The organism is Streptomyces noursei (assembly GCF_016917755.1).
Taxonomy (GTDB): Bacteria; Actinomycetota; Actinomycetes; order Streptomycetales; family Streptomycetaceae; genus Streptomyces; species Streptomyces yunnanensis.
On record NZ_CP070326.1, the window covers coordinates 8,369,388 to 8,391,378 of the forward strand.

Here is a 21,991-nt window from a genome sequence, read left to right on the forward strand (position 1 = left end):
CGAGCCGTAAGCACCAGGGAGAGCACGATGCAGAAGTACAACACCCCCGCCCCGATCTCCGCCGTCCTGAACATCCCCGCGGGACGCGTCCAGTTCATCGCCGCGGACCGCGCCGACACCACCGTCGAGATCCTGCCCGTGAACGCTTCGAAGAGCCGCGACGTGAAGGCGGCGGAGCAGACCACGGTGGAATACGCCGACGGAGTTCTGCGGATCGCGAGTTCGGCGAAGGACCAGTACTTCGGTCCCTCCGGATCCGTCGAGGTGACGGTCAAACTGCCCGCAGGTTCCGGCATCGAGGCCAAGACGGCCAGCACCGAACTGCGCACCGTCGGCCGCCTCGGCGATGTCGTCTTCGAAGGCGCGTACCGCCAGATCAAGTTGGACGAAGCCGCCAGCATCCGCCTCACCGCGATCGACGGCGACGTCGAGGTCGGCCGGTGCGGCCCGGCGGACGTCAGCACCGCCCACGGCGACATCCGTATCACCGAGGCCACCGGCGGCAAGGTCACCCTCCACACCCACTCCGGGGACATCACCATCGGCGCCGCCGCCGGCGTCTCCGCCGCTCTGGACGCCAGCACCAGCCACGGCCGCATCAACAACGCCCTCAAGAACAACGGCACCACCGAACTCGACATCACCGCCACCACCCCCAACGGCGACATCACCGCCCGAAGCCTCTGACCCGCCCCTCCCTCCCCCGCGTTCGGCGCAAGGGCCACCCTGGGCCGGACCGTCCAGCCCTGAGGGCGCCACGGACCGTCCCATGCGAGTTGTGGAGACTGGGGATGGCGCACGCTCTGGGGCGATGTTCACCTTCGACATCGCTCCCGCCGAGCTCTTCGACGAACGCGCCCGGCAGTTCGCCGCCTGGGGCATTCCCGCCCCGACCGTCTCCCGGGCGCTGGCCGTCGACGCCGGCACCCGGGCGCCCCGTGGCCTACCTGGGCCTGAGCTTCGGCGGCCACTGGGCGGTCGAACTGGCCATACAAGGCGTGGTCGACGCGGCGGTGGACATCGGCGGGCCGACCGGCCGGGCACCACGGTGTGGCTCGTGCCGGGCGCCACCCACTGCGCCGCCGAACACATACGCCCGCTGCCGGCAGCCACCTGGGTCTGGCTGCTGACGCGACCGGCCTTCCGCCGCCACCCCACAGCCCGCAGCGCCTGATCCGGCTCGTGAGCGGCCCGATGCACGACGGGCCCGCGCACTGCCGACGCGGCGATGCGGCGATGCGGCGATGCGGCAACGCGGCGTCGGCCGCCGCCGGCTACCGCGACACGGACGCGATCCACACCCCAGACCGGCGCGACATCCGTGCCGTACGGACCGGGCAGGGGGGGCGGCGTCGAACGTCGCGTCCGCCACCGAGCAACTCGGGGTGTTCCCGGAGGTGCTGGCCGAGCACCTGAACCGGCCGGAGGGGGCGCGAGAGCGGCACAGCGAGGCTCGGTGCCGTACCACCGCGTCACCGGTACTGCGGACGCCACTCGAAGAGCAGGATGGTCGCGTCGTCCCGTAGTTGGTTGCGCTGGTAATCGAGGATGGCGTGTGTCAGCAGCCGCAGCACCTCGGCCGGGAGCTGGCCCGCGGCGGAGGAGCGGATGATGAATTCGGTGAACCGGCCGAGGCCGAACTCCGCTCCGTCCGCGTCACGAGCCTCCACGACACCGTCGGTGTAGAGCAGGACGCAGTCGCCTGGTTCCAGCGTGGTCTCGTGCACTTCCCGTGCTGCCGGGGCGAGTTGGCCGGCCAGGCCGATCGGAGGCTGCGGGGGCCTGTCCAACACACCGTCGAGCACTCGCTTGTCACGGATCAGCAGCGGCGGCGGGTGACCACAGTTGACCCATTGCAGCACCCCGGTGACCGCGTCGAGCCGACACAGCACGCCGGTGCAGAAGTGGTCGGGCAGCCATTGGGCGAGCGCCTGGTCGACGGAGCCGACCACGTCGACCAGGTCGCCACCGCCGCGGCGGGCGTTCCGCGCCGCCGCCATAGCGACCGAGGTGGTCAGGCCGGCGATCAGATCGTGCCCCATGGAGTCGAGGATCATGGCGTGCAGCACGTTCTTGACCACCGAGTGGTCATAGGCGTCACCGGCGACGTTGTACGCCGGTTCCAGGACCGCGGTCGAGACGCACCTGCTGCTGCCGACGGTATGGGGTGGCAGGAAGGCCCGCAGCATCTCGGTGGGCAACCGCATGGTGGCGGTGCGGGTGAGGCCGGCGAGCCAGTCGCTGTAGGCGCGCTTGGAGGTGATCAGCATGGCGAACAGATGGGCCAACATCCGGCTACGGCGCATCCGCGCCCCGTTGAGCGAGGCGGTCCGCACCGCCAGCACGCCCAGCCGCTCCGCACCGTCGATCAAGGGCAGCCAGACGATCACGCCGTCGTCGGCCTCGGCCACCCGCGAGGAGACCGTGCGGTACGCCCAGCCGGCCGGCGAGCGGTCCACCGGCAGCGGCTCCATGACCTCGTCGAGCGGGATGAGCAGTCGTTGTTGCAGGTCGACGAGGTAGATCAGTGCAGAGTCCAGGCCGAGGGCCGAGGCGCACCGGTTCGCCAGGGCAGGCAGTTCGAACGGCAGGACCGTCTGTGCCTCGATGATCAGCTCTTCCAGCCGACTCTCGTCGACGGCTGTGTCCGGACCGGCGGACGTGTGCGGTAGGTCCGACACAGGGATCACCCCTTCCGTGCCCAGTCTCACACCGATCCCCACCGCTCTCACGTCAGGCATGACCGCGCCGGGCGGGGGCGAGAGCTAGGGCCAGGGCAGTTTCCAGGGCGCACCACCATTCCCTAGCTGGTCGTGATCGGCCCCTGGGGAGGAGCGGCCAGGCAATGCAGAAGGTCCCTCCCCGTACGCGGGAAGGGACCTTCTGAATGGAGCGCCTGGCCGGCCTTGCACCTGCATCTCCCACCGGATGGTGGACGTCTTTCCTTGGACCACAGACGCATTACTCCTGCCCGCCCACTGTCCGCGGGCCGAAGCTGCGTCATGATCATATCGGATCGGCGAGACCACTCCGACCACCTCGCCGCTGGGGCGGAATGGCTGTGGCTCCGGGGTGCGGCTGGGCCCACAGCTGACGGCGACGGGCCACGGCCGGGCCGGCAGGACACCTGCACCCAAGCGCCCAAGCGCCCAACGCTTGCCGCGTGAAGTGAGCCGTTGCGTCGCCCGCTCTCCCCCACCAAACCCGCCACCGACCCTGGCAACTCACGCGTCACCCGACACGTAAAAATAGGCACCATGACCGACTACTCCCTTACCATCCCCTTTGCTCGCCTGCGTGCCGCCCTCGACGTCGCGCTGCGGAACGCCGAAGCGCAGCACGGCGATGCCATCGCGCTGTCCGAGGACTACTTCTGGTCCATCCCCCAGGAAGAGCTCTACGACACGGGACGCCAGCCGACGGAACTCACCCTCGGCTCACTCGCCCACTCCTGGCAGTCGGTCGAGAAACTGCCTGACGAGCCGGACGAGGCCCTGGACTGTCATCTCGTCTGGCTTTCCGAGATCCTGCGCACCATCGGCCATGCGCCCCAGAGCTGATCACACACTCGCGCCAAACCACGCACCCTTCGTCCGCCGTATGGGAGACTCGTCTTGTGATTATCGAACATGCGTACGCACATGTGGCCTCGTATGCCCGAGATGAGTGGCCCTGGTCCGTTCCTTGTGTGCGCGGGCTGATGGCGGAAGGGCTGCGGTTCACCGCGCCTGTGACCTTCCTCGTCGGCGAGAACGGTTCGGGCAAGTCGACCCTGGTCGAGGCCCTCGCAGAGGGATTCGGTCTGGACTCGTGGGGCGGCTCCCACGACTGGCGTTACGCCAGTCACCGCCCCAAGTCGGTGCTGGGTGAGCGGATCCGTTTCGACGCGACTCCGCGCGGACGCCGCATGCTGGGCAGTTGGGCCGCCCGCAAGGGGTTCTTCCTGCGCGCCGAGACGGCGCTGGACGCCCTGGACCGAGAAGGGTTCGCGCCGGAGTCGGTCAGTCACGGAGAGGGCTTCCTCGCGGCATTCCGAGGCAAGTTCCTCCAGCCCGGCCTGTATGTGATGGACGAGCCCGAGGCCGCGCTGTCGTTCGCTTCCTGCCTGGAACTGCTCGGACACCTCGACCAGCTGGTGAAGAACGGCGGTCAGGTCATCTGCGCCACCCACTCGCCCCTGCTGACCGCACTGCCTGGCGCGGACATCATCGAGGTCGGCGAGCACGGCATGCGCCGGCTTGCCTGGCACGAACTCACCCTGGTCGACCACTGGCGTCGCTATCTCGCCGACCCGCAGTCCTATCTACGTCACATCCTCGACTGAGACGACAGTCGAGGGGGACCGCCTCGCGAATACGCCGGACGGACACCGGCCCGAGCGTGATTCACGCCGTGTTCGGCGCGTGCCGCTCCAACAACCATGGCGCCGCGCTCAGGCGCCGCGATGCACCAGGGGCACAGCCGGCCCTTGAACTCCTCGGCCGCGTAGACCGGACCCTTGTCGATGTACCCGCGTTCCCGCCCGCAGCAGGCGCACGTCGCAACTATCCGGCATGGCCGGCTTCTCCCAGGCGAGCAGCCAGGTTGTGCTTGGCCTCAGGCCACTCGTCGGCGAGGATCGAGAAGTACACCGTGTCCCGCCAGGTGCCGTCGGGGCGTCGGTAGTGGCGGCGGAGTACGCCTTCGCGGCGCCCCCCGATACGTGCGATCGCGGCCTGGGAACGGTGATTGAGATGGTCGGTCTTCAACTGCACGCGCTCCATGCCCAGGTCTTCGAAGGCGTGGGTGAGCAGGAGCAGCTTCGACTCGGTATTGACGGCGGTGCGCCAGTATGCGCGCCCGTACCACGTCCAGCCGATCTCCAGTCGTTCGTCGTCCACGTCGATGTCCATGTACGTGGTCCAGCCGATGGCCTTGTCGGTGGCACGGTGGATGACCGCAAAGGGAACGTAGACGCCCCGCTCGGCGGCCTCAAGCACAGTGGCGAGCTTCTCGCCCAGCTCCACCTGTGTCCGTGGCACCGGCCCACCCAGCCACCGCCACAGCTCCTCGTCGCCGCCCCCCGCCTCGAAGAGTTCACCGAGATGGTTCATCGCCAGCGGCTCCAGGCGTACTTGGCGGCCGGTGAGCGTGACGGGCAGCGGAGTCTGAGCAGGCATGGACCGGAAGGTATCGGGGCGTTGTGCCTGGGACAAGTCAATTCTGTCCCAGGTCGGGTCCGTTGGGCCGGGCGAAGACATCACCATGCACCACGCCGTCTTGTTCCGCCGCGGCGTCCGCTCGTTCCGTCCTCGCCGGTGCTGCCGCGGCGCCGCAATGGTTCTCGCTGAGTGTCAGGCCCTCAGCGCGTGCCGGACGAGCCAGGCCCGTTCGGGTTCGTCCTCGCCGCCGGGCCAGGAGGCGACGAGGTCGCGTACGAGGTCGCGATGCTGGTCGATCTGGTCGTCGTGGGTGAGGCCCAGCGCGCCTTCGACCTGGAGGGGCAGGACGTCGGAGTGGGCGGCGCGCAGGAGCACGGCGGTGACCTGTTGGTCCGGGCACGTCGAACAGGGCGATGACGGCGAGCGTGCGGTCGTCCATGGCAGCCGTGGGGTCGAAGACGAGTTCTTCCAGGGCGGCGACGACTCGGGCGTCCGGCTCTTCCCATCGGTCGAGGCAGTTCTGCGCCGCGCGGATCGCACGCTCGCGGACCAGCGCTTCGGCGTCACGGCGTCGGAGCGCGGTCGTGAGCAGAATGGCGTCCTCGGGCCCGGCGAGCAGCGCCAGGACGTCCAGCGCGCTGGCGTGACTGGCTCCGGCGCCGGTCTCCCGGCTGACCCGCACCGTTGACGGCGACAGCGTCAGGAGCTGGCGGGCGAGAGCAAGGACGTTGGGATGGAGCGCCTCGTCGTCCAGGTCGAACCGGGTGAGCCCCTCGTCGTCGCAGAAGTGGTCCAGCGCGATGGCCACCATCGGGACGAGCCCGCTGTACAGCATGGTTCGAAATGCCTGGCGATGGGCTCGCCGGCTGGTGGCAGCGGCGCGGTCGAAGAAGTCAAGGGCGGTCCCACGGGCGACGCCTGCCACCTCAATCCCGCCAGAGACCTGAACTGCGTTGATTTCGCGCAGTGTTCGGCAACTTCTTCGACGATGCGTCCACGTGCGCTGCGTGCGGACCGCTGACCGGCCCGTCATGCTCCCGCGCCGGACCGACGGTCATCCACGTACGCGTCCCGATCGCCCGATCGCCCGGGACGAAGACATACGAAGGCATACGAAGGCATCCAGAAACAGACAGCCGCCGGACGGGTCATTGCCCATCCGACGGCTGTCCGAGCGAGTTGTCTCAGGAGACCACGGCTTCGCGCTCCCCGGATCGCTGGCCAGGCAGGACGGTCAGTTCCGCCTCGGGCTCGGTGGCGAGCGTGAGGTCGGAATCCGTCAGGCCGGCGCGATCGGCCTGGACGCCGGCGCGCACCGCCCAGAAGTAGAAGCCCAGGGCCGACACACCGACCAGGGCGATGTCCACACCGCCCGGCAGCACACCGTTGCCGCCGAACTCCTTGCCGCCCAGGGCCGACAGCATCGAGAGCCACAGCAGGAACCCGATCATCCACCAGGCGGCGGCGAACTGGCGGGACAGGTTCCGCTCGCCTCGGCGGCGCAACACCAGGGCCGCGATCGGTACGGACACCAGGACGAGCAGGGTCACCTTGCCGGTGTTGGGCCACTTCGACCAGTACAGGGCGCACGCCGCGAAGGCGAAGGTGATCGGGCAGAGCACCGAGGCGGCCGGCAGGCGGAACGGGCGCGGCAGATCCGGCTTGGTCCGGCGCAGGACGCCCACCGCGATGGGGCCGATCAGGTACGAGACGACCATGGCGGCCGAGACGACACTGGCCAGGGCTTCCCAACTGTGGCCGATGGTGAGCAGCAGGACCACGGAGAAGCCGAGGTTGAGCCACATCGCGGGGCGGGCGGTGCCGTAGCGGGGGTGCACCTCGGCGATCTTCTTGGGGAAGAAACCGGTCTCCGCCAGGTTCTGCGCCAGGAACGAGGCAGAGGCCACGTTGGCGATGTTGGCACCGCACGGCGAGATGAAGGCGCCGAACTGGACCAGGGTGGCGACCCAGTGCAGCATCAGGAGCTTGGCCAGGTCGGCGAAGGGGGAGGCGAAGTTGATCCCATGCCACCCGCCTGCCGCGGCGAGCTTCTCCGGCGGTACCGAGCCGAGGAAGGCGACCTGCAGCGCGAGGTAGATCACCAGTCCCAGGGAGAGCGCGCCGACCAGGGCGAGCGGGATGGCTCGGCCGGGGTTCCGGGCGGCACCGCCGAGGTTGACGACGGCCTGGAAGCCGTTGAAGGCGAAGACGACGCCCGAGGTGGTGACGGCCGTCATCACGGCGGACCAGCCGTTGGGCGCGAAGCCGCCGTGGCCGGTGAAGTTGCCGGGGTGGAAGCCGGAGGCGATCAGCGCGGCGACGACGAGCACCGGGATGGCGAACTTCACCAGGGTCAGCACCGTATTGGCCCGGGCCAGCAGCGCGACCGACCAGTAGCAGGCGAACCACAGGACGAAGGTCAGGAACAGGGCCATCGCCATGCCGGAGGCCGTGAGGCTGCCGTCGGAGACGAGCCCCCTGGCCCAGTCGTAATTCCAGGAGGACATGTACTGGGTGCCCGCGATGGACTCGATCGGGATCAGGGAGGCGACCCCGATCCACACCGCCCAGCCGCTGACGAAACCGAGCACCGGGCCGTGGGAGATCGATCCGAAGCGCGCCATGGCGCCGGGCAGCGGGTAGGCGGCCCCGACCTCGGCGTACGACATGGCGATCATGCCGATGAAGACGGCCCCGACGACCCAGGCGACCAGCGCCGCGGGCCCTGCGACCTGTGCGGCCTGACCGGCCCCGAAGAGCCAGCCGGAGCCGAAAATGGACCCCAGCCCAATCATGATCAAGGCGAAAAGGCTGAGGTTCTTTGTGCTGGCCGCGCTCATGTCCATGGCGGACTGTGTCCGTTCTGCCGTGCGAAGAGATCCGGACACACCCTAAGTGAACTTTTTGGTCAATCTTTCATCCGCTCGGCCTCCGGCCACCGATCACGGTCCTGGTGGCGGAGGTCGCCGTCCGGCTGTGCGCGGGGGCGGCCGGCCCACTTCAGGGCGGCCGGAATCGGCCGATCCGTCTCAACGAGCCGAGTCGACGCGGGCCATCGGGATGGGATCTCCACGCCCAGCCGGCGAGCGGCCGTCTCGGCGAAGCCAGTCACCCCTGGTCGGCAGCCCGCAGTCGACTGGCGTCAGTGGGACCAGACACTCACTACGAGGCGGCCGGCGGGGTGGCGCGGATTGCCCGGTGACCGCGTCACTCTCCATCGGCCCGCCCAGCCACCTGTGCCTGTCCCTCCGTATGTGCCTGCCCATCGGCCCCGCTGCGGCCGTCGGGGTGCTCTTCGCAGCTGACTGGTTCCTCGGCCGGGAAGAAGATCGGGCTCATCAGGTGGGGCCTACGGCCCGGCGCCGGCCCGTTGCCCGCGCGCGACGCGAAGGAATGACGCAACTCATCGATCATTTCGGCGAGTTCGTCGGGACTGAGCCAGTAGACGCCCTGCCGATAGCCCACGGAGTCGGCGAACGGCGCGGCTCCTGGCCGGTCGAGGTAGGCGTTGAACTCGGCGAGCAGGACGGCCATGGCGGCGGCGAACCCGCGGCGGTGGTCGTCCAGGGACATCGACGCTCCCGCCTCGGGGGTGATCGCCATCCGGTCCCGGCGGAGCCGGTAGCGCCGCTCCACCGCGCCGCGCACCCGTTGCTCGCCCGCCACCTCCAGCACTCCACCCTCGGCCAGTAGACCGACGTGTCGGTACACGGTGGACTTGGGGACATCGCGCAGCATCGCGCACAACTCGACGGCGGAGCAGGTCCGCCCGCCGGACATGGCATGGGTGATGCGCAGTCGCACCGGGTGCAGCAGCAGGTCGAGGGTGTCCACTCCCTAATGCTCCCATACCTGGTACCGTTCCCAAAGTTGAGAACTCATGAAGGGGGCATGGGAACATGACAGCGAACACGGACGCCTCGCCGGCATCGACTCGGTTGAGCAGCGAGGCGGTACATCCGCTGCGCACACTGGACCCGGACGGGCCGCAGGACGATCTGGCTTGGCTGGACGAGGCGATCGGCGACGCGAGGGTGGTGGCGATCGGCGAGAACGCCCACTACAACCACGAGTCCTACCTCTTACGTCACCGCCTGATGCGCTACCTGGTCGAGCGGCACGGGTTCGGCGCCTACGCGATGGAGTCGGGATTCGTCGAGGGCTGGCTGACCGACGACTGGGTCCGCGGCGGTCAGGGGCAGCCCGGCCACGTCATGGCCAACGGCATCACCTCGCTGATGGGGCTGTGGACCGAGATGCGGGACCATCTGGAGTGGATGCGCGGGCACAACCTCACCGCCGCTCGACCGGTCGGTTTCTACGGCATCGACCTGTCCGGGTCGAACGTGTCCGTGCTACCCGGCCTCGACACCGCCATCGCCTACCTCGCGCAGGCGGACCCCGACTTCGAGGTGGACCCGAACATCCGGGAAACCGCGGCCGCCTTCGCGGTGCCCTCCGCCCTCTCCCTCGCCCAGGCCGTTGCCGCCTACGGGCAGCTCGCACCCGCGCGTCGGGACGCGTTGACGGCGGGCTTGGCCGAGCTCACCGGGCGCATGGAGGGACGCGGCCTGCACTACCGGGGACGGACCACTGCCGGCGCCTACGAACGCGCGCTGCGCGCGCTACGCCTGGCAGTCGTCATCGACGCCAATGCCCGCGCCATGGCCCGAGGCGACCGGGACAGCCTGTTCGCCAACCGTGACGCCGCCATCGCGGACACCGTCGAATGGATCCTGCGCCGGGAGGACCGGATCATGCTGGTCGCCCACAACGGCCACGTCCAGCGCTGGCCGGCCCTGTGGCCCGGCATGACCTCGGCCGCCGCCATGGGCATGCACCTGGCCGATCGGATCGGCGAGGACTACCTTGCCATCGGCATCACCAACGGCACCGGAGAGACCCTCAGCACAGGAGCCGACTTCTACGCCGGCAAGCTCTTCACCGATCTGCAGCCACCCCGGCCCGGCAGCCTGGATGCACTCATGGCCGCCAGCAGCGACGGCCCCTTCGCCACCGACCTGCGCCGGCTGTCCCCCGCCGACACCGCCGCCGTCCGGGCCAGCTCCCAGCAGCGTCTGGGCACCCTCTACTCCGATGTGAGGCCCCTGGACGCCTATGACGTCATCATCCACCTCCCCCACGTCACCGCAGCCCAACCCGACGACGAAGCCCTCGCCAACTCACCACACGACGTGCAGGAGGCGTTCTCCCGGTGGAAGTCACCATGACCAGGGCCGGCCAGAACGCCGCGCCAGGCCCCACCCACTGAGGCCACGCCCCTCCCGGCCCATCCCACCTCGTCCGATCACGTCGACAAGCCGGTAACGCCCGCCAATCACGGCTCCGTTGGCGCCCTCACCGCTCCATGGCGGTCCCTGTACCGATGCCACGAAATCACGACGGATTCACGGCATCGAGCCACCCCTCTCAGCATGCCGAGCTGTGCGAACAGTCCACCCGGCTCGGCATCCCTGGCTGGCTTCCGGCTTCCGGCTTCTGGCTTCTGGCTTCTGGCTTCCGGCTTCTGGCGGCGGAATCAGCCGAACAGGGAGCTACCGAAGCCGAGCGGATCCACGCCGAACAGTCCCAAACGAAACAGCTCGGAACCGAACTCGTCGAACAGGCCGGGGCCATCCCCATCGGAGCCCCCCTGGTCGCCATGGCTCCGTTCGCCGTCACCCCCCTCGACGCTCCCCGGGCCAACGTCGCCCGAGCCCGGACCATCGCCGTCACCACGGCACTGATCGCACCCGTCATGCCGCCGACCGTCAACCCGCCCGCCGCCATCCCCCGCGCCGACACCACCAGAGCCGATACCACCAGAGCCGACGCCACCCGAGCCGACGCCACCCGGGCCGAACCCATCGCCGTCATCACGGCACTGATCGCACCCATCGTGCCGCCGGCCGTCAACCCGCTCCCCATCACCCCCCGCACCAACGTCCCCCGAGCCAAAACCGTCATCATCACCACCACGGCACCACGGGTCACACCCGTCGTGCCGTCGATCGCGGCCGTGGTCACCGCTCATCCCCATGGCCCGGCTCTGAGGGTCACCCTGGGCAGGGCCGGCGAGCGGGGCGGCCATCACGACGGCAAGCGCCGCAGCGGCAAGCGAACGGCCTATGTACGTATGCATCGCGTTTTCTCCTGGTCGGCAGGAAATCGGGCGCGAGATGTGTACCTCTGCACGCCGGATTTCACGCAGGCGCGCCTACTTCCCACTCCATCGGCCGGCAAAGTTGCACCGTCCGTGGCTCTGTGCCGAGGCCAAGGAGCACAAGACCCTCCAGAGGGTCGCCAGCGGATCTTCCTCCCCAGGATCGCCACCGTCCTTGCCGCCGTCGTCCGAAACCAACGGTGTCATGCGGGCACTGGCTCGTCGGCGAGGTAGGGCGGGGCGGGTTCGTACTGGATGTACCGGCGGACCGCGCGGGCGTGGTCGCGGCCGTGGAGGCGGCCGATGAGCCACAGGGCCATGTCGATGCCGGCCGAGACGCCCTGACTGGTGACCAGGTTCCCGTCGACGACATAGCGGGCGTCGCGGACCACGGTGACATCGCCCCTGGCCTGCAGGGTGTCCTCGAAGAGGTGGTGGGTGGCGACCCGTCGGCCGCGTGCCGGGCCTGCTTCGTGCAGGAGCAGGGCTCCGGTGCACACGCTGGTGGTCCAGGTGGTGCGGGCGGCGGTGGCGCGGATCCAGTCGATGAGGACGGGGTTGGACACCTGGCGGCGGGTCCCGTTGCCGCCCGGGACCAGCAGGACGTCCAGCGCAGGGTGATCGTCCAGGGTGTGGTCCGGTAGGACCCGCATGCCCTTGTTGCAACGGACGGCGCCGGGGTGTTCGGCGATGAGCCGCACCGTGTCGGTGTGGTCGCGCAGCATGGAGGAGGCGGTGAACACCTCCCACGGCCCGACGAAGTCCAGTTCCTCCGCTCCCTCGAAGATCAGCATCCCGTAGGCGGTCATAGGTGCTCCCTGGTGGATCGGAATCGGTCGCGGTAGTCGGACGGTGCAACGCCGACGTGCCGGTGGAACGCACGGCGCAGCGTCTCCGCGGTGCCGAAGCCGTACCGTCGTGCGAGGGTCTCGATGGGGTGGTCGCTCTCGGCGAGCGCCCGCTTGGCGGCCTCGATGCGTACGCCCTCGACATACGTCGCCGGCGGGACACCGAGTTCGGCTGTGAACCTGCGCTGGAAATGACGGGGGCTCAGCCCGGCGCGCGAGGCGAGCTCGGTGATGCCGTGCCGAGCACCGGGGTCGGCATGGACCGCCGCGACCACGGCACGGAGGGGATCGGTGGCCGGCTGCGCGGACCACAACGGCACACTGAACTGCGACTGACTGCCCGGGCGGCGCAAGAACAACACCATCTCCTGCGCCACGGCGTGCGCGACCTCCCTACCCAAGTCATCCTCCACCAAGGCCAGCGCGAGATCCATCCCCGCCGTCACCCCCGCCGACGTCCACACCCGCCCGTCCCTGAGAAAAATCGGATCACAGTCAACAACCAGCTCAGGATGCTCCCGCACAAGCTGCTGCTCACGCGCCCAATGAGTGGTCACCCTGCGCCCCCGCAGCAGACCGGCGGCAGCAAGCAGAAACACCCCACTGCACACCGAGGTGACCCGGCGGGCGCTGACCCCAGCCTCGGCGATCCAACGCGTCAGTGCGGGATCATGCCTGGCCTGGTCGACCCCACCGCCCCCCGCCACCACCACGGTGTCGATCCCCTCGGGATCCACATCGGCCACGCCGTAGGGAACGTGTACCGAGAGGCCACTGCCGAACCGGACCGCCCCCGGCTGCGGTGCCGTGACCTGGCAGGTGTACCCACCGGTGAGCTTATGAGCATGGTCGAACACCTCGTACGGGCCGAAGAGGTCGAGGGGCTGGAAACCCTCGAAGATCACAAAAACGATGCGGCGCTGCTCCACTCCTCCACCCTGTCTTCGGCACCGGAGGGCGTCAACGACACATACCCCACGCTTTGCGCCATGCCGGAGAGCGCAACAGTGGCTGCTGAGAGCGGCTGCGCGGTGGGGCACAGCCACGGCACCCCCGCCCTCGGGCCCGGGCCGAGACGGTATGCGGCCGATGGCCGGAATCCGTAAACCTCTGCTCGTGACCATTCACGAGACCATGGTCAGAGTTCTGGAATTCGCCCAGTTGAGGTCCTCATCAAGCCACCCGACTGCCCCGGGCCCCTCGACCGAACACCCTATTTTTCCTTCGCCTCGACCTGGCCTTCGACCTGCGCCATCCGTAGGGCGTCACGGAGAGATCGTCGTTGTTCCGGCGCCATCATGCCGAAGAAGGCAACAAGTGCGGCGGCGGGGTTGTCGCTGGTGGACCATGCTTCGTTCATCAGCGCGGCCGAGTAGGCGGCGCGGGTGGAGACCGCCTTGTATCGATAGGCTCGGCCTTCGGCTTCGCGGCGCACCCAGCCCTTCTGATGCAGGTTGTCCAATACGGTCATGACCGTGGTGTAGGCGATCGACCGTTCCTTCTGGAGATCCTCCAGAACTTCTCGAACAGTGACCGGGCGGTTCCACTCCCAGACCCGCGTCATCACCGCGTCTTCCAAATCACCCAAGGGCCTTGGCATACAAGAAGAATAGTGAGAGACATCGGAAATGCCGGCCATTTCCGCCCGGTATCCCCCGAAAAGGAGGCGTGGTCGGGGGAGGTCAGGCCATCGACCCTGCGCAGTGCCTCAGCGATGCGGCTGATGCCGAGCACGATGCCGCCCGCGGGCGTATGGATTCGCCTCGGCGAAGAACGGCACCATGTCGATCACGACCGGTGCACTGCTGTCCTGGGCGCGGAGTGAGTACTGGCGCGGGATCAGCACGGTCCTCGCCCAACATGCCGTTCCGGTAGGGCACTTCGTCCTCCGCACTGGCCAAGACACCCTCCGCGGACGCACCGAAGGCCCCCTCCAGTCCGAAAAGTCACAGCCTCTGCGCAGCGGGCGGTTGTTCGGCGAATGCGGCGCGGTAGGCCCGCGGACTGGTTGCCAGGCGGGACGCGAAGTGCTGGCGCATGGTGATCTCGCTGCCGAATCCGGACCGGCGGGCGACCTCGGGCATGGGCAGGTCGGTGCGTTCGAGGAGCTTCTGGGCCGCCGCGATGCGGTGGTCGACGAGCCAGCGCAGTGGGGTGGTCCCGGTGGCTGCCGTGAAGTGCCGGGCGAAGGAGCGCGGCGACATCCCGGCGCGGGCGGCGAGCGCGGACACGGTCAGCGGCTCGTCGAGATGGGCCAGGGCGAAGGCGCGCACCTGGGCCAGGGCATCCGCGTCGCGGTCGGCGTGCGGGGTGGGATGTTCGATGAATTGGGCCTGGGTGCCGGTCCGGAACGGTGCGGTGACCATGGAGCGGGCGACTGTCGCAGCCACCTCGGCGCCGTGCGCGGCGCGCACCAGATGCAGACACAGGTCGATGCCGGCGGCGGTTCCGGCGGAGGTCCACAGAGTGCCGTCCTGGACGAACAAGGCGTCCGGTTCGACCCGCACCCGTGGGTGCCGGGCCCGCAGCAGGTCGGTCAGCGCCCAGTGGGTCAGCGCCCGACGGCCGTCCAGCAGTCCCGCCTGGGCGAGTGTGAACGCGCCGCCGCACAGCGCGGCGATGGTGGCGCCCCGGGCGTGGGCGCGGCGCAGCGCCGCCAGGACCGGCTCGGGTGCCGGGGTGACGTGGTCGTCCAGGCCAGGCACGAGGACGAGCTCGGCACGAGGGAGCCAGGCGAGAGTGCGGTCCGGTGTGAGCGCGAGCCCGCCGCGCATCGGTACCGGTTCGGGGCCCGCGGCCACCCGGCGCAACTCGAACGCGGGCACTCCGCGGTCGGTGCGGTCAGCCCCCCACACCTCGGTGATCACCGAAACGTCGAAGGCCCGGATGCCGGGAAAGGCGAGCAGGGCGATGCGATGGGCCGGCGTCGGTCGGGTCATCCTGGCAGTAAACCATCGATCGCTGTCTTTCCGCCTTCTGTGAGCGGACCCGGCGGGACGGCAGGATCGTGGACATGGAGATCACACAGAACGCGGCGCTGGTAGTGGTGGACGTGCAGAAGGGCTTCGACGAGTCGGAGTTCTGGGGCCCGCGCAACAACCCGGCCGCCGACGAGCACATCGCCTCGCTGATCGCGGCCTGGCAGGGCACGGACCGGCCGGTCGTCTTCGTGCGGCACGACTCGAACGAACCCGGCTCGCCGCTGCGGACCGGGCAGGAGGGAAACGACTTCAAGGAGTACGTCGAGGAGCGGCGCGGCAAGGGCGGCGGGCCGGAGCTGCTCGTCACCAAGTCCGTGAATTCGGCGTTCTACGGCACCCCCGACCTCGACGACTGGTTCAAGGCGGCGGGCATCACCCAGGTTGTACTGGCCGGCATCCAGACCAATATGTGCGTGGAGACCACCGCCCGCATGGGCGGCAACCTCGGCTACGACGTGCTGGTCGCCCTCGATGCCACCCACACCTTCGACCTGACCGGCCCGAACGGCTGGCATCTGACGGCCGACGAGTTGGCCCGGGCGAGTGCTCTCTCGCTGCACGGCGGACGCTTCGCCCGGGTGGTGACGACCGACCAGCTCCTGGCCGCCGTCCGCCCCTGACCTCCTGGAAACGAAACCGCCTGGGTCCTGGTTGTCGTTACGGCGCAGTCCGGGTGGCGACATGGCCTTGGACAACTCCTGGATCGGCCACGGCCACAACCACAACCACAACCAAGGGCACGTCAGCACCACTCTGTCGGAATGTTCTCGATCTGTGTGAGCAGATCCCAGGCGGCGGGGCGTGCGGCGGGACGTATTGATTCTCCTGACTCACAAAAGGATCTCATGGGACGAGAAGAGTCAGATCTTCTCGTTTCCTTCGTCCCACGGCCCATGGCGCGGACGTTGGCGTCGTTCGGGGCCAGGGCTGCCGGCAGATCCTCCGGAGGTACGGGCGCCCTCCTCCTCTGATGCCTGCCCTGACCGGCGCCGCCGACAACCGCTCCAGAGTGTTGGCCACAGGCCCACGGCCGGAATTCCCGCTCTTCGACGCGGGGGGGGACGGCGATCGCTTGGGCCGTCGCCGCCCAGCCCGGCTCACGCTTCCGTACGCCCGCGCCGGGCCCGCGGCAGCGTCAGCGTCGCGCCGGCCGTCAGGACGAGTCCGGCCGCCGCGAGCAGCATGCTCCACCGCATGCCGGCCAGGAACGTGTCCGCCCCGGACAGCAGCGCCCCGAAGACCGCCACCGAGATGGCCCCGCCGACCTGGCGGCCGGTGTTGAGCACGGCGGACGCAGTGCCTGCCCGGTCTGCGGGGACGGCGTCGAGCAGCATCGCGGTCAGCGCCGGGACTGTCAGCGCCCCGCCGAGGCCGACCGGCACCATCAGCGCGGCCACCACCCACACGTTGGTGTGCGGTCCGACGGTGAGCAGAGTCAACAGCCCGGCCGTCCCGACCAGTTGTCCCGCGACCATCGGCACCCGCGGGCCGAACAGCGAAGCCAGTTTCGCCGAGGCCAGGTTCACCACGGCGACCAGTGCCGTCATCGGAATGAACATCAGGCCCGCGTGCAGGGCGGACTGACCGCGTTCCTGCTGCAGATACAGGCTGAAGGTGAACACCCCTCCGTAGTAGGCGGCGTTGAGCATGAAACCGACCATCAAGGACACCGCGACCACCCGGGAGCGGAACAGCGGCAGCGGGAGCATCGGGTGCGAGCCCTTGGCCTGCGCGGCGAGGAAGGCGGCTGCCGCGCCCGCGGCCACCAGCAGCGACACCACCACGGTTGGCCGGCCGAAGCCCTTGTCGCCGCCCTCGATCACGCCGTACGTCAGCGCGCCCATCGCGACCACCGCCGTCACCTGCCCGACCGCGTCAAGACGGGCGGGCAGCCGTGGGGAGGCGGGTACGCGGGTGAGCAGGGCGAGCGCCAGCAGGCCCGCTGGGAGGTTGACGAAGAAGATCCACCGCCAGCCCACGGATGCGGTGAGCGCCCCGCCGAGCACCGGCCCGGCCGCCACCGCGACCGCACCACCCACGGTCCAGACGGCGATCGCCCGGGCCCGCTTCGCCTGGTCGGGAAAGCCCTGCCGGACCAGCGCCAGCGAGGCCGGCATCATCACCGCTGCCGCACCCCCCTGCACCAGCCGCGCCGCCACCAGTACACCGAGACCGGGCGCCAGTCCGCACGCGGCCGAGGCCAGCCCGAAGAGCACGAGGCCGCCGCCGTACGCCTGGCGGGCCCCGATGCGGTCGGACAGGGCGCCGGCGGAGAGCATCAGGGCGGCGAAGATCAGCGTGTAGCCGTCCACCACCCACTGCAGGCCGGACATACCGCCGCCAAGACTGCGGCCGATGTCGGGCAGTGCGACGGTGACGATCAACGCATCCAGTGAGATGAGGAAGAAGCCCAACAGGGCGGCGCCGAGCACCGTGGAGGATCCGCCACGGGCCGCGTGCGGAGCCGCGGCTCCGGCTCCGGCTCCGGCCCCTGGGGATGACTTGAGCAGGGATTTCATCAAGGCGCTCCTGAGACATTCTTGACGGTGTGTGATCGAGACGAGGGGGGCAGGGGCAACCTCTGACGGGCCGGCTGCTAGCGGGACAGCCTGGCGCGGTGAGGTGAGCGGACACCGGCGGCGAGAGTCCCACCGCCCGACGTAGCGCTACATGCCTGGCATGCCTGCTACCCCCGCTGCCTGCCGACTGCCTGCCGACTGCCGGCTGTGTGGGGCAGGCCCTTGTTGCCGTGTCACTGCGTGTCGAAGTCCGTCCCTCGAGAGACCTTCTCCCACGTGGCGAGTTCGGCCCGCACCGCGTCCAGGTGTCCGACGAGGGAGTCCACCGCATCACCGCCGAGGGCGAGCCTCAGCGGGGTGTTCTCGGCGTCCAAGGCCAGTCGGATCGCCGCCGCGGCCTTCGCCGGGTCCCCGGGCTGCGTGCCGTCGCCGCCCTGCACCGCCTTCCGGGTGGCACCGACCTTCTCCGCGTACGCCGGGTGCTCCACGGAGAAGTAGGCCGCGCCCCTGCCGAACAGGTTGGTGCGGAAGGCGCCGGGTTCCACGATCAGCACCTTGATGCCGAACGGCGCCACCTCGTCGGCCAGCCCCTCAGACAGCTGCTCCAGCGCCGCCTTGGTCGCGCTGTACGCGGAGAACCCGGCGAAGGACAACTGCCCGCCGAAACTGCTGATGTTCACGATCGAACCGCTGCCCCGTTCCCGCATCTGCGGCAACAGCGCCCGGGTCAGCCGCGCCGGGCCGAACACATGCAGCTCAAACAGGTCGCGCAGCTCCCGGTCGGTGGTCTCCTCGAACGCCCCGACCTGTGTGCGCCCGGCGTTGTTCACCAGCACGTCCACCCGGCCGTAGCGAGCCAGGACGTCGGCGGCCAGCGCGTCGATCCGCCCGCCGTCCGTGACGTCGAGTGCGATCGCTTCCACCCGGTCGGGGTGCGCGGCGACCAGGTCGGCCAGTGCCTCGGGCCGTCGGGCCGTGCCGACCACCGTGTCACCGGCGGCGACCGCGGCCTCGGCGATGGCCCGCCCGAAACCGCTGCTCGCACCGGTGACCAGCCAGACCTTGCCGTTCTCGGTCATCTCTTCGTCTCCCTCATCAACCGCAGTTCGGGATTTCCCCGCCGACGACCTCCATCCTTCGCCGGGATCCGGGACCTCGTCCAAGACCTGTTGTGATAGCCATGAGTTATGGATGTCCATGGACGCGATCTGCGCTACTTCGCCGCAGTCGCCGAGGAGTTGAACTTCACACGGGCCGCCGAGCGGCTGTTCGTCTCCCAGCCCGCGCTCAGCAAACAGATACGGATGCTGGAGAAGCAGGTCGGCGCGGATCTGTTCCACCGGGACCGGCGGGCGGTGCGGTTGACCGTGGTGGGGAAAGCCCTGCTGCCGCACGCCCGCGGGATGTTGGCCGCATGGGAGGCCGCCGAGGCGGCGGTGGAGGAGGCGAAGGCCGCCGAGCTGCACACCCTGGTGATCGGCATGTCGACCAGCCCGGGCCGCGGACTGCTGCCCGCCTTGCGCACCCGGCTGGTCTCCCGGCATCCGCACGCACGGCCCGTCCTCAGGCAGGTCAACTGGGCCGATCCCAGTGCCGGGTTGGCGGACGGATCCAGCGATGTCGCTTTCGTCTGGCTGCCGCTGCCGGACGGCGACCGCTACCGGTACGCGGTGGTGGCCCAGGAGCCCCGCCTTGTGGCACTGCCGCAGGGGCACCCCCTGGCGGCACGGGCCGCAGCGGACAGCGAGGGGGCGGTGGACTTCACCGATCTCCTCGACGAGCCGTTCCTCGCGCTCCCGTCCGAGGCTGGTCCGCTACGGGACTACTGGCTGGCCCTGGACGCCCGGGACGATCGCGCACCGCGGATCGGCGGGGTGGTGGGCAGCGCCGAGGAGACCCACGAGGCTGTTGCCAACGGCCAGGGCGTGGCACTTCTGGCCACCGGCAACGCCTCGCTGGTCGTCCGGGACGAGGTGATCGCCGTGCCGGTCAGGGGCATCTCCCCCTCCCATCTGGCGGTAGCCGCCCGTCGGGACGACGAACGGCCCTTGGTGGTGGCCTACCTGGCCGCGGCGGCAATGGTGGCAGCCGGCACCGCCCGAACCGAACCGCCCCCGTGACACTCCGCCTTTTCTCAACTCGGAATCCCAACCTCAGCCGAGCGCCTCGGACCGCTCAGGGCGGCCCGTCCCGGCGCTCAGGGTCTGTCCGACCCTGACCCATCGGACAGACCCTAGCGGAGCTCGCGGATACCGCTCACCAGACAGGCCGCACCGATCGCTCCGGTGACCAGCGCGCCGAGGACAGCGCCGACCTGTCCCCAGTCAACCGCCATCGTGATCGCGGCGGCCCCCAGGAACAGCACGCCCAGACCGATGAGCAATCGTCCCGGCGAGTTGCTGCCGCCCGACGGGCCCACCGGGGCGGCCACCGTCACCGTGACCGGCTCGGCCGCCCCGTCCGGGTTCTGCACCGGCACCGGCACCTGCTGACGTCCCTTCCCCCGAGGCCGGTACACCCGCCCACTGTGCTGTGCCAGTACCACCGGCCCCTGGCTCCCGACTGCCTCGACATCGCCCAGTCGCTGCGCTGTCGCGGGGTCCTGATACTCGGCGCTCAGCTCGTGGAGCTCCTGCAGCATCGCCCGACGGGCGGCCTCGGGACTGCCGTAGCTGTACTTCGAGCCGACCCCCTTCGCCGAGCTCTTGCCATGACCGAAGTGCATGACTATTACGTACGCCCATTTCGCCATGGCAGACAGACTATGCACCGCCCGATCGACGTTGCCCGGGAAACCGTCGGCCGACGAGCCGAGCCTTGATGCCGTCGGGTGCGGCGGCCGCCACACCCGTTGTCGCCCACTACCAGTTGAGCCTCAACAAATCGGGCCGCTCGACCCAGAACTGCCCCGAGTACGCCACATCCGGGGGTGTCCCCACCTCCAGTCTGTACAGGCCCTCCGTCAGATCGTCAGGGACAGTCCACTCGTAGCTGCCACTCTGGGCGTCGACGTCCTCAGCGACGGTCATCACCGGCTGGGGGCCGTCATCGGACCCTGTCACCAAAACGATCTGACTGATGGTTTGGACCTTGGGATCGGTCCAGGCAATCGTCATCTGAGATCCGGCGCGGTAGATGTCGCCCTTCAGGGGGGAAGTCAGGCTGACAACGTCCGAACCGACGCTCGTGGACGCGCCCGGGGCCGGGGGAACGTCCGCTGCCGCGGGGTCGGCTCCGGTGCTGACGCTCATCGAGGCAGCCAGCGCAGCGGACACAACGACGTGCCTGAGAGCGCCCGCGGGGTGGCAGCGGCGCTGGCGGGAACTTGCTGCTGAGGTACTCGTCACACAGTCAATCTGTCCCGCGTGACTGCTTCTGCCTCATGAGGCGGGTTCCGGTCACCGTAAAGAAGGACCCCGAGTGGCAACCACTCCTGCGTCCAGTCGCAAGCCGACCGGCGACCGGCGACCGGCGACCGGTACGCGTCTACCCGACGGACATCCGCACTGCGCCTCCGGCACGGATCCGCTGACGCACGAAGAGGGCGGCACGGTCCAGTGCCTCGTCCGCCTCGTCGAGGACGCCGGCGAACGACTGGAACACGTGCGGCACGTCGGCAGTGACGTCGAGGACGACATCGGGAGGCCCGCGTCCCGGGCGGCGAGGCAGGTGGTGACGACGAGGCCGCCACCGGCGGAGTCCCCCGCGAAGACGATGGCCGAGGGGTCCTCGCCGCGGTCGAGGAGGGCCCGGTAGGCGCTCAGGGTGTCCTCGATCGCGGCCGGGAAGGGGTGTTCGGGGGCGAGCCGGTAGTCCAGCGAGTACGCCCCGAGGCCGGTCCTGGCCACGAGGTACCCGGTCAGCGAGAGGGCGGACTCGGGCGAGCCGAAGACCCAGCCGCCGCCGTGGAAGTACCGGATCGTTCCTGCGTTGGGGCCACCGTCCGCCCCGCGGCCCGCTCTCCCGGGATCGTCACCTCGCAGTACGAGTTCCTGAGCTACCTGCGCGGCCACCCCGGGTGCCGGGTGGCGGACCTCGCCGCCGAATTCGCCATCGGTGTCGGGGCGACCAGCAAGGGCATCGACCGCCTGGAGAAGCAGGGGTGGGCCGCCCGCAGGCCGAACCCGGCGGATCGCCGGTCCTCGCTGCTGGCCCTGACGGACGACGGCGCGCGACTCGTCGAGGAGGCGGAGCAGACCTTCACGAGTGGCCTGGCCGAACTACTCGGAGGCACCCTGGACGACCCCTCGCTGTCAGCAGTCGCGCGGACCCTCTCGATCCTGCGCTCCACGCTCGAACGCGACCAGGTGGGCACGCCCACCGGCTGACCGGCCCGGAC

General features: G+C 69.6%; 26 protein-coding genes and 1 pseudogene. 11 read left to right on the plus strand and 16 right to left on the minus strand.

Annotated elements, in window-relative coordinates; genetic code table 11:
• Nucleotides 1–27 precede the first annotated feature (27 nt).
• Together JNO44_RS36290 and JNO44_RS36295 are read left to right on the plus strand one after the other, a co-directional pair.
• Nucleotides 28–687 carry a DUF4097 family beta strand repeat-containing protein gene (locus JNO44_RS36290; protein WP_205368289.1) on the plus strand — a complete coding sequence of 220 codons (660 nt, stop codon included), beginning with the start codon at nt 28–30 and terminating at the stop codon, nt 685–687.
• A 124-nt stretch (nt 688–811) separates the two neighbouring features.
• Complete coding sequence (locus JNO44_RS36295; RefSeq protein WP_205368290.1) at nt 812–1,174, plus strand: hypothetical protein; 363 nt, start codon at nt 812–814, stop codon at nt 1,172–1,174.
• A 298-nt stretch (nt 1,175–1,472) separates the two neighbouring features.
• On the opposite strand, the gene JNO44_RS36300 is transcribed toward JNO44_RS36295, so the two are convergent.
• The gene (locus tag JNO44_RS36300) at nt 1,473–2,690 is read right to left on the minus strand and encodes a PP2C family protein-serine/threonine phosphatase (RefSeq protein ID WP_240167826.1); all 1,218 of its coding nucleotides are present in this window, start codon (nt 2,688–2,690) and stop codon (nt 1,473–1,475) included.
• 567 nt (nt 2,691–3,257) lie between these two features.
• Here JNO44_RS36300 and JNO44_RS36305 point away from each other — a divergent pair.
• Both JNO44_RS36305 and JNO44_RS36310 read left to right on the plus strand, forming a co-directional pair.
• A complete protein-coding gene (locus tag JNO44_RS36305; RefSeq protein ID WP_205368292.1) occupies nt 3,258–3,560 on the plus strand; it encodes a hypothetical protein in 303 nt (100 codons plus the stop codon).
• 56 nt (nt 3,561–3,616) lie between these two features.
• Nucleotides 3,617–4,324 (plus strand): AAA family ATPase, encoded by a 708-nt coding sequence (locus JNO44_RS36310; protein WP_205368293.1) that lies wholly within the window; start codon nt 3,617–3,619, stop codon nt 4,322–4,324.
• On the opposite strand, the gene JNO44_RS36315 is transcribed toward JNO44_RS36310, so the two are convergent.
• From JNO44_RS36315 to JNO44_RS36325, 3 genes are all read right to left on the minus strand, one after another.
• Nucleotides 4,309–4,548, minus strand: a complete 240-nt coding sequence (locus JNO44_RS36315; RefSeq protein WP_205371160.1) for a CbrC family protein — start codon at nt 4,546–4,548, stop codon at nt 4,309–4,311. The genes JNO44_RS36310 and JNO44_RS36315 overlap by 16 nt on opposite strands.
• Entirely contained in the window at nt 4,545–5,159 is a 615-nt protein-coding gene (locus tag JNO44_RS36320) for a GNAT family N-acetyltransferase (RefSeq protein ID WP_205368294.1), read from the minus strand. The genes JNO44_RS36315 and JNO44_RS36320 overlap by 4 nt, the downstream gene beginning before the upstream one ends.
• A gap of 174 nt (nt 5,160–5,333) precedes the next feature.
• Nucleotides 5,334–5,516, minus strand: coding sequence for a hypothetical protein (locus JNO44_RS36325; protein ID WP_205368295.1), 183 nt, complete (start codon nt 5,514–5,516; stop codon nt 5,334–5,336).
• 4 nt (nt 5,517–5,520) lie between these two features.
• On the opposite strand from JNO44_RS36325, the gene JNO44_RS36330 reads away from it, so the two are divergent.
• Nucleotides 5,521–5,829, plus strand: a complete 309-nt coding sequence (locus JNO44_RS36330) for a hypothetical protein (RefSeq protein ID WP_205368296.1) — start codon at nt 5,521–5,523, stop codon at nt 5,827–5,829.
• A gap of 45 nt (nt 5,830–5,874) precedes the next feature.
• Complete coding sequence (locus JNO44_RS36335) at nt 5,875–6,162, plus strand: hypothetical protein (protein ID WP_205368298.1); 288 nt, start codon at nt 5,875–5,877, stop codon at nt 6,160–6,162.
• A gap of 163 nt (nt 6,163–6,325) precedes the next feature.
• On the opposite strand, the gene JNO44_RS36340 is transcribed toward JNO44_RS36335, so the two are convergent.
• Both JNO44_RS36340 and JNO44_RS36345 read right to left on the minus strand, forming a co-directional pair.
• The gene (locus tag JNO44_RS36340; RefSeq protein WP_205368299.1) at nt 6,326–7,987 is read right to left on the minus strand and encodes an APC family permease; all 1,662 of its coding nucleotides are present in this window, start codon (nt 7,985–7,987) and stop codon (nt 6,326–6,328) included.
• A 361-nt stretch (nt 7,988–8,348) separates the two neighbouring features.
• Nucleotides 8,349–8,975, minus strand: coding sequence for a helix-turn-helix domain-containing protein (locus JNO44_RS36345; RefSeq protein WP_205368300.1), 627 nt, complete (start codon nt 8,973–8,975; stop codon nt 8,349–8,351).
• A 65-nt stretch (nt 8,976–9,040) separates the two neighbouring features.
• On the opposite strand from JNO44_RS36345, the gene JNO44_RS36350 reads away from it, so the two are divergent.
• Both JNO44_RS36350 and JNO44_RS36355 read left to right on the plus strand, forming a co-directional pair.
• The gene (locus JNO44_RS36350; protein WP_205368301.1) at nt 9,041–10,372 is read left to right on the plus strand and encodes an erythromycin esterase family protein; all 1,332 of its coding nucleotides are present in this window, start codon (nt 9,041–9,043) and stop codon (nt 10,370–10,372) included.
• 155 nt (nt 10,373–10,527) lie between these two features.
• The gene (locus JNO44_RS36355) at nt 10,528–11,538 is read left to right on the plus strand and encodes a hypothetical protein (protein ID WP_205368302.1); all 1,011 of its coding nucleotides are present in this window, start codon (nt 10,528–10,530) and stop codon (nt 11,536–11,538) included.
• Here JNO44_RS36355 and JNO44_RS36360 read toward each other — a convergent pair.
• From JNO44_RS36360 to JNO44_RS36375, 4 genes are all read right to left on the minus strand, one after another.
• Nucleotides 11,508–12,113, minus strand: coding sequence for a DJ-1/PfpI family protein (locus tag JNO44_RS36360; RefSeq protein WP_205368303.1), 606 nt, complete (start codon nt 12,111–12,113; stop codon nt 11,508–11,510). The genes JNO44_RS36355 and JNO44_RS36360 overlap by 31 nt on opposite strands.
• Nucleotides 12,110–13,081 (minus strand): GlxA family transcriptional regulator, encoded by a 972-nt coding sequence (locus JNO44_RS36365; protein WP_205368304.1) that lies wholly within the window; start codon nt 13,079–13,081, stop codon nt 12,110–12,112. Before JNO44_RS36365 ends, JNO44_RS36360 begins: the two co-directional genes overlap by 4 nt.
• A 284-nt stretch (nt 13,082–13,365) precedes the next feature.
• A complete protein-coding gene (locus JNO44_RS36370; RefSeq protein ID WP_205368305.1) occupies nt 13,366–13,752 on the minus strand; it encodes a BlaI/MecI/CopY family transcriptional regulator in 387 nt (128 codons plus the stop codon).
• Nucleotides 13,753–14,098: 346 nt separating this feature from the next.
• Nucleotides 14,099–15,091 (minus strand): GlxA family transcriptional regulator, encoded by a 993-nt coding sequence (locus JNO44_RS36375; protein ID WP_205368307.1) that lies wholly within the window; start codon nt 15,089–15,091, stop codon nt 14,099–14,101.
• Nucleotides 15,092–15,165: 74 nt separating this feature from the next.
• Between JNO44_RS36375 and JNO44_RS36380 the strand changes: the two genes are divergently transcribed.
• On the plus strand, nt 15,166–15,753 hold the full coding sequence (locus tag JNO44_RS36380; protein ID WP_205368309.1) for a cysteine hydrolase family protein: 588 nt from the start codon (nt 15,166–15,168) through the stop codon (nt 15,751–15,753).
• A 477-nt stretch (nt 15,754–16,230) separates the two neighbouring features.
• Here the strand turns inward: JNO44_RS36380 and JNO44_RS36385 are convergent, their stop codons facing one another.
• Together JNO44_RS36385 and JNO44_RS36390 are read right to left on the minus strand one after the other, a co-directional pair.
• Nucleotides 16,231–17,652 (minus strand): MFS transporter, encoded by a 1,422-nt coding sequence (locus tag JNO44_RS36385; RefSeq protein WP_240167827.1) that lies wholly within the window; start codon nt 17,650–17,652, stop codon nt 16,231–16,233.
• Nucleotides 17,653–17,885: 233 nt separating this feature from the next.
• Nucleotides 17,886–18,731, minus strand: coding sequence for an oxidoreductase (locus JNO44_RS36390; RefSeq protein ID WP_205368311.1), 846 nt, complete (start codon nt 18,729–18,731; stop codon nt 17,886–17,888).
• A gap of 108 nt (nt 18,732–18,839) precedes the next feature.
• Here JNO44_RS36390 and JNO44_RS36395 point away from each other — a divergent pair, with 108 nt between their 5' ends.
• Nucleotides 18,840–19,772 (plus strand): LysR family transcriptional regulator, encoded by a 933-nt coding sequence (locus tag JNO44_RS36395; RefSeq protein ID WP_205368313.1) that lies wholly within the window; start codon nt 18,840–18,842, stop codon nt 19,770–19,772.
• Nucleotides 19,773–19,885: 113 nt separating this feature from the next.
• Here the strand turns inward: JNO44_RS36395 and JNO44_RS36400 are convergent, their stop codons facing one another.
• The 4 genes and pseudogenes from JNO44_RS36400 to JNO44_RS45330 all read right to left on the minus strand — a co-directional run.
• Nucleotides 19,886–20,404, minus strand: coding sequence for a hypothetical protein (locus tag JNO44_RS36400; protein ID WP_205368314.1), 519 nt, complete (start codon nt 20,402–20,404; stop codon nt 19,886–19,888).
• Nucleotides 20,405–20,513: 109 nt separating this feature from the next.
• Entirely contained in the window at nt 20,514–20,903 is a 390-nt protein-coding gene (locus JNO44_RS36405) for a GPI anchored serine-threonine rich family protein (RefSeq protein WP_205368315.1), read from the minus strand.
• A gap of 235 nt (nt 20,904–21,138) precedes the next feature.
• Entirely contained in the window at nt 21,139–21,264 is a 126-nt protein-coding gene (locus tag JNO44_RS45325) for a hypothetical protein (RefSeq protein ID WP_275695821.1), read from the minus strand.
• A 56-nt stretch (nt 21,265–21,320) separates the two neighbouring features.
• A pseudogene (locus JNO44_RS45330) lies at nt 21,321–21,665 on the minus strand (alpha/beta hydrolase fold domain-containing protein); the annotation flags it as partial.
• Between JNO44_RS45330 and JNO44_RS36415 the strand changes: the two are divergent.
• Nucleotides 21,558–21,980, plus strand: a complete 423-nt coding sequence (locus JNO44_RS36415) for a MarR family winged helix-turn-helix transcriptional regulator (protein ID WP_205368316.1) — start codon at nt 21,558–21,560, stop codon at nt 21,978–21,980. The pseudogene JNO44_RS45330 and the gene JNO44_RS36415 overlap by 108 nt on opposite strands.
• Nucleotides 21,981–21,991: the final 11 nt, after the last annotated feature.